7 protein-coding genes are annotated in these 7,975 nt (G+C 64.5%); 4 read left to right on the forward strand and 3 right to left on the reverse strand.

The window, feature by feature from the left end; genetic code table 11:
* Positions 1-28: 28 nt before the first annotated feature.
* The 3 genes from HMPREF2924_RS30320 to rpoS all read left to right on the forward strand — a co-directional run bounded on the left by HMPREF2924_RS30320 (position 29) and on the right by rpoS (position 2,712).
* Complete coding sequence (locus tag HMPREF2924_RS30320; protein ID WP_003098558.1) at positions 29-664, forward strand: protein-L-isoaspartate(D-aspartate) O-methyltransferase; 636 nt, start codon at positions 29-31, stop codon at positions 662-664.
* Positions 665-709: 45 nt separating this feature from the next.
* Complete coding sequence (locus HMPREF2924_RS30325; RefSeq protein WP_003129949.1) at positions 710-1,603, forward strand: peptidoglycan DD-metalloendopeptidase family protein; 894 nt, start codon at positions 710-712, stop codon at positions 1,601-1,603.
* Positions 1,604-1,707: 104 nt separating this feature from the next.
* Positions 1,708-2,712 carry an RNA polymerase sigma factor RpoS gene (gene rpoS / locus HMPREF2924_RS30330; RefSeq protein WP_003113871.1) on the forward strand — a complete coding sequence of 335 codons (1,005 nt, stop codon included), beginning with the start codon at positions 1,708-1,710 and terminating at the stop codon, positions 2,710-2,712.
* Between the two features lie 425 nt (positions 2,713-3,137).
* On the opposite strand, the gene fdxA is transcribed toward rpoS, so the two are convergent.
* The 3 genes from fdxA to HMPREF2924_RS30345 form a co-directional block, all read right to left on the reverse strand.
* Entirely contained in the window at positions 3,138-3,461 is a 324-nt protein-coding gene (gene fdxA, locus HMPREF2924_RS30335) for a ferredoxin FdxA (RefSeq protein WP_003092272.1), read from the reverse strand.
* Positions 3,462-3,527: 66 nt separating this feature from the next.
* Positions 3,528-6,095 carry a DNA mismatch repair protein MutS gene (gene mutS / locus HMPREF2924_RS30340; protein ID WP_003113873.1) on the reverse strand — a complete coding sequence of 856 codons (2,568 nt, stop codon included), beginning with the start codon at positions 6,093-6,095 and terminating at the stop codon, positions 3,528-3,530.
* A gap of 125 nt (positions 6,096-6,220) precedes the next feature.
* Positions 6,221-7,228, reverse strand: a complete 1,008-nt coding sequence (locus HMPREF2924_RS30345) for a TolB family protein (protein WP_003098486.1) — start codon at positions 7,226-7,228, stop codon at positions 6,221-6,223.
* Between the two features lie 147 nt (positions 7,229-7,375).
* Here HMPREF2924_RS30345 and HMPREF2924_RS30350 point away from each other — a divergent pair, with 147 nt between their 5' ends.
* On the forward strand, positions 7,376-7,882 hold the full coding sequence (locus tag HMPREF2924_RS30350) for a CinA family protein (RefSeq protein WP_003129950.1): 507 nt from the start codon (positions 7,376-7,378) through the stop codon (positions 7,880-7,882).
* Positions 7,883-7,975: the final 93 nt, after the last annotated feature.

The raw sequence follows: 7,975 nt of genomic DNA on the forward strand, positions 1-7,975 counted from the left end.
CGAAGACCTGCATCGCCGGGGTATCGGCATGACCTCCCAGCGTACCCGAGAGCGCCTGATCCAGCGCCTGTACGAAGAAGGCCTGTCCAACGCCCACGTGCTCGAGGTGATCCGCCGCACGCCGCGTCATCTGTTCGTCGACGAGGCGCTCTCGCATCGCGCCTACGAAGACACCGCCCTGCCGATCGGCCACAACCAGACCATTTCCCAGCCATTCATGGTGGCGCGGATGACCGAGTTGCTGCTGGCGGCCGGCCCGCTGGACAAGGTCATGGAGATCGGTACCGGGTCCGGCTACCAGACCGCGGTGCTGGCTCAACTGGTCGAGCGGGTCTTCTCCGTCGAGCGGATCCAGGCGTTGCAGGACAAGGCCAAGGAGCGTCTTGCGGAGCTAAACCTGCGTAATGTTGTCTTTCGTTGGGGCGATGGCTGGGAGGGCTGGTCGGCGTTGGCTCCCTACAATGGAATCATCGTCACCGCGGCGGCCACGGAAGTCCCGCAGTCGTTGCTGGACCAGTTGGCGCCGGGGGGCCGTCTGGTGATCCCGGTCGGTGGCGGCGAGGTCCAGCAACTGATGCTGATCGTCCGCACCGAGGACGGGTTCAGCCGCCAGGTACTCGACTCGGTACGTTTCGTCCCGCTGCTCAACGGCCCGATCGCCTGAGCCGGCGGCCGGCGTCGCCGGCCCGATTGAACGAAAGCGAAGAAGATGGATAAGGGGGAAGGATTGAGGCTAGCAGCGACCCTGCGGCAATGGACTCGGCTCTACGGTGGCTGCCACCTGTTGCTCGGGGCCGTCGTCTGTTCCCTTCTCGCCGCCTGTTCGTCGTCGCCTCCCGGCGGGGTCAAGGTCGTCGATCGCAACGGTTCCGCGCCTGCCGCTGCGCGGCGTACGCCGGTCACCAGCGGGCAGTACATCGTGCGCCGCGGCGATACCCTGTATTCCATTGCCTTCCGCTTCGGCTGGGACTGGAAAGCCCTGGCCGCGCGCAATGGCATCGCGCCGCCCTATACCATCCAGGTCGGTCAAGCTATCCAATTTGGTGGGCGGGCACCGGCGCAACCGTCCGTCGTGAAAAACACGCCGGTCGTCGCTCCGCCCGTGGCGACCAAGCCTGCCCCGGTTCCACCCGCTGTTAGTACGTCGGTACCTGCCAAGCCCGCACCGGCTCCGGCCTCGACCACGACCCCACCCAGCATCGGCGCGACTCCCGTCGTTGCGGGGCCTGCGGTGGGCGGTTGGGCATGGCCTGCGAGCGGTAGTCTGATCGGCCGTTTTGCCTCAAACGGAAGTTTGAATAAAGGGATTGATATAGCCGGTCAATTGGGCCAGCCTGTCCTGGCTGCGTCTGGTGGGACCGTTGTATACGCCGGTAGTGGTTTGCGGGGCTACGGCGAGTTGGTCATCATCAAACACAACGAGACCTACGTGAGTGCCTACGGTCACAACCGCAGGCTGCTGGTGCGGGAAGGGCAACAGGTCAAGGTAGGGCAATCGATTGCCGAGATGGGCTCCACAGGAACCGATCGGGTGAAGCTGCACTTCGAGATTCGCCGCCAGGGTAAGCCTGTCGATCCACTGCAATATTTGCCACGTCGCTGACCGGGAGTTCGCCCGCCCACATCATGTAGGTGAGCGGGTCCGGGCGTGTCCAGCGGGAAAGGAATCGCCCGGGCTTGAGTCGAACTCATGCAAGGGATAACGACATGGCACTCAAAAAAGAAGGGCCGGAGTTTGACCACGATGATGAAGTGCTCCTCCTGGAGCCCGGCATCATGCTGGACGAGTCGTCTGCCGACGAGCAGCCTTCTCCCCGGGCAACTCCAAAAGCCACCACTTCCTTCTCTTCCAAACAACACAAGCACATCGACTACACGCGCGCGTTGGACGCAACGCAGCTGTATCTCAACGAAATCGGTTTCTCGCCCCTGTTGACGCCCGAAGAGGAAGTCCACTTCGCTCGTCTGGCGCAGAAGGGCGATCCCGCTGGTCGGAAGCGGATGATCGAGAGCAACCTGCGGTTGGTGGTGAAGATCGCCCGGCGCTATGTCAATCGCGGACTGTCCCTGCTCGACCTGATCGAGGAAGGCAACCTAGGCCTGATCCGCGCCGTGGAGAAGTTCGATCCGGAGCGCGGATTCCGGTTCTCGACCTACGCCACCTGGTGGATCCGCCAGACCATCGAACGGGCCATCATGAACCAGACCCGGACCATTCGCTTGCCGATCCATGTGGTCAAGGAGCTCAACGTCTACCTGCGTGCGGCGCGGGAACTGACCCACAAGCTCGACCACGAACCTTCACCCGAAGAAATCGCCAACCTGCTGGAGAAGCCGGTCGCCGAGGTCAAGCGCATGCTCGGCCTGAACGAACGGGTGACTTCGGTAGACGTCTCTCTTGGTCCGGACTCGGACAAGACCCTGCTGGATACGCTCACCGACGATCGCCCCACCGATCCGTGCGAGCTGCTGCAGGATGACGATCTCAGCGAAAGCATCGACCAGTGGCTGACGGAACTCACCGACAAGCAGCGTGAGGTGGTGATTCGCCGCTTCGGCTTGCGCGGGCACGAAAGCAGCACGCTGGAAGAGGTCGGTCAGGAAATCGGCCTGACCCGCGAGCGGGTTCGTCAGATCCAGGTCGAGGCGCTGAAGCGCCTGCGGGAGATCCTGGAGAAGAACGGCCTGTCGAGTGACGCGCTGTTCCAGTGACGGAAAACCTTAGACCCACTGAAGACCCGGCGTTCGCCGGGTTTTTTGTGTCTGCTCTTGTAAGCATTAACTTACACGGCGTGTGAGCCTAAGTAGATAAATGCCCGGGAGGTTTGCCAAAAACGCTCGGTGAATTTAAGTAACTTATTGAAAATAAAGGAATATATTTTTATAAAATGACTGCCGAAGAAGCTTCGCTGGGTTTTCTGGCAGGTTGCGGGAGCACAGGGAATCGCTAATATCACTCCTGCGTACAGGGAACACGCAACCCCGAAGGATCGGGGAAGGGACGTCGCCAGGGAGGCGATTCATCAGGACGATGACGAGGGACTGAAGAGTGGGCGGGGTAATACCCCGCCCTTTTTTTTGCCTGCCGTTTTACTCGTCGCCAAAGAAAAGGCCCGCTGTTTGCGGGCCTTGGCGTATCAGCGCTCCAGATGCTGGAGCTTGCCGGCGACGCCGTCCCATTCCTCAGCGTCGGGCAGGGCATCCTTCTTCTCGGTGATGTTCGGCCAGACTTCCGCCAGCTCGCTGTTCAGCTCGATGAATTCCTGCATGTTCTCCGGCACTTCGTCTTCGGAGAAAATTGCCTGGGCCGGACATTCGGGCTCGCACAGGGCGCAGTCGATGCACTCGTCCGGATGGATGACCAGGAAGTTGGGTCCTTCGTAGAAGCAGTCTACCGGGCAGACTTCCACGCAGTCGGTGTATTTGCACTTGATGCAGTTGTCGGTGACGACGAAGGTCATTTTCTAGTTCTCTCCTCAGGCGGGCGGCTAAGCGCGCGCGATTCTAGCAGCTTGTGCGGTAGTCCGTCAGACCCGCATCTTCCATGCATATAACAGATCGAGAGCTTGCCGCGGGCTGATATCGTCGGGATTGATCCTCGACAATTCATCGATCACCGGGTGCGGCAGGCTGGCGAACAGGTCGCTCTGCATCGGCGAGGCGGGCTTGCCGCTCTGCTGGCTCGGCATCTCGTGCGGCAGGCTGGTGGTTTCCAGGCGCTTGAGGTGTTCGCGGGCGCGCTGGATTACCGGGGCCGGCACGCCGGCCAACTGGGCCACCGCGAGGCCGTAGCTCTGGCTCGCCGGTCCCGGCAGTACATGGTGCAGGAACACGATGCGTTCATTGTGCTCGGTCGCGTTCAGGTGCACGTTGGCTACCGCGGGCTGGCTTTCCGGCAGTACGGTCAGCTCGAAGTAGTGGGTGGCGAACAGGGTGAAGGCGCGAGTCCGGGCCAGGTCCTCGGCCGCTGCCCAGGCCAGCGACAGGCCGTCGAAGGTGCTGGTGCCGCGGCCGACCTCATCCATCAGCACCAGGCTCTTGTCAGTGGCGTTGTGCAGGATGTTGGCGGTTTCGCTCATCTCCACCATGAAGGTCGAGCGGCCGCCGGCAAGGTCGTCGGACGAGCCGATGCGGGTGAAGATGCGGTCCACCAGGGACAGCTCGCAGCGCGCAGCCGGAACGAAGCTGCCGATATGCGCAAGCAGCACGATCAGCGCGGTTTGCCGCATGTAGGTGGATTTACCGCCCATGTTCGGACCGGTGATCACCAGCATCCGGGTGTCGGCATCCAGCGCCAGGTCGTTGGCCACGAACGGTGTCTCCAGCACCTGCTCGACCACCGGATGGCGGCCCTGCTCGATGTGCAGGCAGGTGTGTTCGACGAACCGCGGGCGATTCAGGTCGAGGTTCAGCGCGCGTTCGGCGAGATTCGCCAGCACGTCCAGCTCCGCCAGCGCCGAGGCGCTGTCCTGGAGCGGAGCGAGATGGCCGATCAGGCGTTCCAGCAGCTCTTCGTAGAGCGCCTTCTCGCGGGCCAGGGCGCGGCTCTGGGCCGACAGCGCCTTGTCCTCGAAGGCCTTCAGTTCCGGCGTGATGAAGCGCTCGGCGCCTTTCAGGGTCTGCCGGCGGATGTAGTCGGCCGGCGCCTGTTCGGCCTGCACCCGTGGCAGCTCGATGAAGTAGCCATGGATGCGGTTGTAGCCGACCTTCAGGTTGGGCAGGCCGGTGCGGGCCTTCTCGCGCGCTTCCAGGTCCATCAGGAATTGCCCGGCGTTTTCGCTCAGCGCCTGCAGCTCGTCCAGCTCGGCGTCATAGCCGGTCTTGATCACGCCACCGTCGCGGATCACCGCTGGCGGGTTGTCGATGATCGCCTTGGCCAGCAGTTCGGCGAGTTCGGGATAGGTGCCGATGGTGGTGGCCAGCGCCTGCAGGTGCGGCGCTTCCAGTTCGGTCATGGCGTTCTGCAGGTCCGGCAGCGCCGCCAGCGCGTCGCGCAGGCGCGCCAGGTCGCGAGGGCGGGCGTTGCGCAGGCCGATGCGGGCGAGGATGCGTTCGAGGTCGCCGATTTCCTTGAGCTGCGGTTGCAGGTTCTCGAAGCGGTAGCGTTCCAGCAGGCAGGCGATGGACTCCTGGCGGGCTTCCAGTACCGCGCGGTCACGCAGCGGACGGTTCAGCCAGCGGCTCATCAGGCGGCTGGCCATGGCGGTCTGGCAGCGGTCGACCACCGATTGCAGGGTGTTCTCGCGGCCACCGCTGAGGTTGATATCCAGCTCCAGGTTGCGGCGGCTGGCACCGTCGAGGATCACCGTGTCATCGAGGCGGTCGTGGCGCAGGCTGCGCAGGTGCGGCAGGGCGGTACGCTGGGTTTCCTTGGCGTAGGCGAGCAGGCAGCCGGCGGCGCCGATGGCCAGGGTCAGGTTCTGGCAGCCGAAGCCTTTCAGGTCCTGGGTGCCGAATTGCTGGCAGAGGCTCTTGTGCGCCGAGTCGCGATCGAAGTCCCACGGCGCGCGGCGACGTACGCCGCGGCGCTTCTCCGCCGGCAGGCCCTGTGGCCAGTCGTCGGGAATCAGCAGCTCGGCCGGGTTGAGGCGCTCCAGTTCGGCCAGCAGGGTTTCCCAGCCTTTTATCTCCTGGACGCTGAAGCGGCCGCTGGTGATGTCCAGCACGGCGAGGCCGAACAGGCGCTCGTCGCCGAGGATTGCCGCCAGCAGGTTGTCGCGGCGTTCGTCGAGCAGCGCCTCGTCGCTCACCGTGCCGGGGGTGATGATCCGCACCACCTGGCGCTCCACCGGCCCCTTGCTGGTGGCCGGGTCGCCGATCTGCTCGCAGATCGCCACCGACTCGCCGAGCTTGACCAGCTTGGCCAGGTAGCCCTCCGCCGAATGGAAGGGAATGCCTGCCATCGGGATCGCCTTGCCGCCGGACTGGCCGCGCGCGGTCAGGGTGATGTCGAGCAGCTTGGCGGCCTTCTTCGCGTCCTCGTAGAACAGCTCGTAGAAGTCGCCCATGCGATAGAACATCAATTGGTCGGGGTGCTGATGCTTCAGTTTGAAGTACTGCTGCATCATTGGCGTGTGCTGAGAGAGGTCGGTCATACGGGCCTTCGGAAGCGGGCTTTGGACGGTGCAAAAGAGGGCAATGTTAACCCGATTCACCGGCCTGTGTCGGGTCCGTTCGGAACCGGCGCGGACCCTCAGGTCCGCGCCTGTGCGGGCTGCTTTCAGCGTGCCGCGGTATAGCTGGCGCCGAGCTTCTGCCGACCGTCGGGCAGGTTGATCTGCGCCGGGTCGAGACGCCAGACCCGCGCCGCGGCGATGTCGCCGAGGAGCAGGCTGTAGGTCGGGTCGAACGAAGTGCTGGAGAAGATCAGGTAGTCCTCGTTCACCGGCGCGGCGTCGGAATTGTCGCCCTGGCAGTGGTTGAGCGGCAGGATCGCCGGGGTGCCGGGCGGGCTGTTGGGTACGACCATGGCCAACTGGTCGTTGCCGGCCGGCTGGGTGCGCGAGAGGAAGTAGGCGGTATAGTCGCGTACCACCGGGTAATAGTCGCGGCCCCCCGCGGCCGGGGTGGCGAGGGCGCTGACCTGGCCGTTCTCCAGGTTTCTGCGCACCACCCGCAGGCTGTCGCCGGCTCCTGTCGCGTAGACCACGTACTTGCCTGAGGGGGTGAGGAACGGCATCGACTCCTCGGTGCTCCAGCCGTCGCCGGTCACGGCTTTCCAGGCGCTCACGCCGACGCTGCCATCGCCATTGAAGACCAGGGTGGCGAGGCGGATGTCGCCCTCGTGCTTGAGCACGACCTGGCGGCCGTCGAAGGAGAACTTCGGATCCTCGTTGCGACCGCCGATGGCCGCGGTCAGGTTGCTCGGCGCCTGGGTACCGCCGATGGCCCAGGCGAACACGTGCCAGGCGCCATTCTGGCGGCCCATGAAGGTCAGGTAGCGGCCGTCCGGGGAGAAATGCGCATTCATCGGGTCCTCGATGTTCCAGCCGGGCTGGTTGAGCTGGCGGGTGCTCTTGCTCTTGAAGTCGTGCAGGTAGAGGTTCGAGGAGCCGTCCCCGTACTCCATATAGCTGTGGTAGACCAGGCGCCCGCCGAGCGCGGGCAGGCTGCTGGCGGGTTGCAGGGCCAGGTTGGCGGTGCAGGCCGCATGGGCGGGGAGGCTGGCTACGGGGGAGAGGAGCAGGGCGAGGGACAGCAGAGAGACCTTGAGTGGCGCGATGTTCATGGGGGGCCTTTCCTTGGACGGTGATGGAGCACGCATGTTCGCGCATTCGCTGCCTTCGCGCGGTTGCGCTTGTCCGAAAGCTGCTTCTGAATGGAAAAGCCGATGGTGTAGGGTAGTCCCTTTCCGTTTCTACCCTGGAGAACAGTGATGACCCTGATGGAGTCCGACCTGACCGCACTGGCCGCCCGCCTCGGCGAAAGCCTTCGTTACCTGGGCGAGCAGGTCAGCACGGCGGAGTCCTGCACCGGTGGCGGCATCGCCGAGGCGATCACCCGCATCCCGGGGAGTTCGGGCTGGTTCGAGGCTGGCTACGTGACCTACTCGAACCGCCAGAAGACCCTCCAGCTGGAGGTGCCCGAGTCGCTATTCCTGGCAGTCGGCGCGGTCAGCCGGGAAGTGGTCGAGGCCATGGTGCGCGGCGCCCAGCGGCACAGCGGGGCGCGTTTCGCGGTGGCGGTGAGCGGTGTCGCCGGGCCCGACGGCGGCTCGCCGGAAAAGCCGGTAGGCACGGTCTGGCTGGCCTGGGCCGACGGCGAGCGGCTGGTCAGTGAGCGCTGCCAGTTCAACGGCGACCGCGACGCCGTGCGCCGGCAGACGGTGGCGACCGCGCTGACCGGCCTGCTGCGCATGAGCAACGGCGAGAACCCGGGCTAGCCGCGCCTGCGGGCAACCGTTCGGAACATTCTTCCCGTCGGGGGTAGGCGAGCGACTTGCCCTGTGGAATAATACTGTCTACTTATACAGTTG

This window comes from Pseudomonas sp. HMSC063H08 (genome assembly GCF_001813645.1).
GTDB classification, from domain to species: Bacteria; Pseudomonadota; Gammaproteobacteria; order Pseudomonadales; family Pseudomonadaceae; genus Pseudomonas; species Pseudomonas aeruginosa.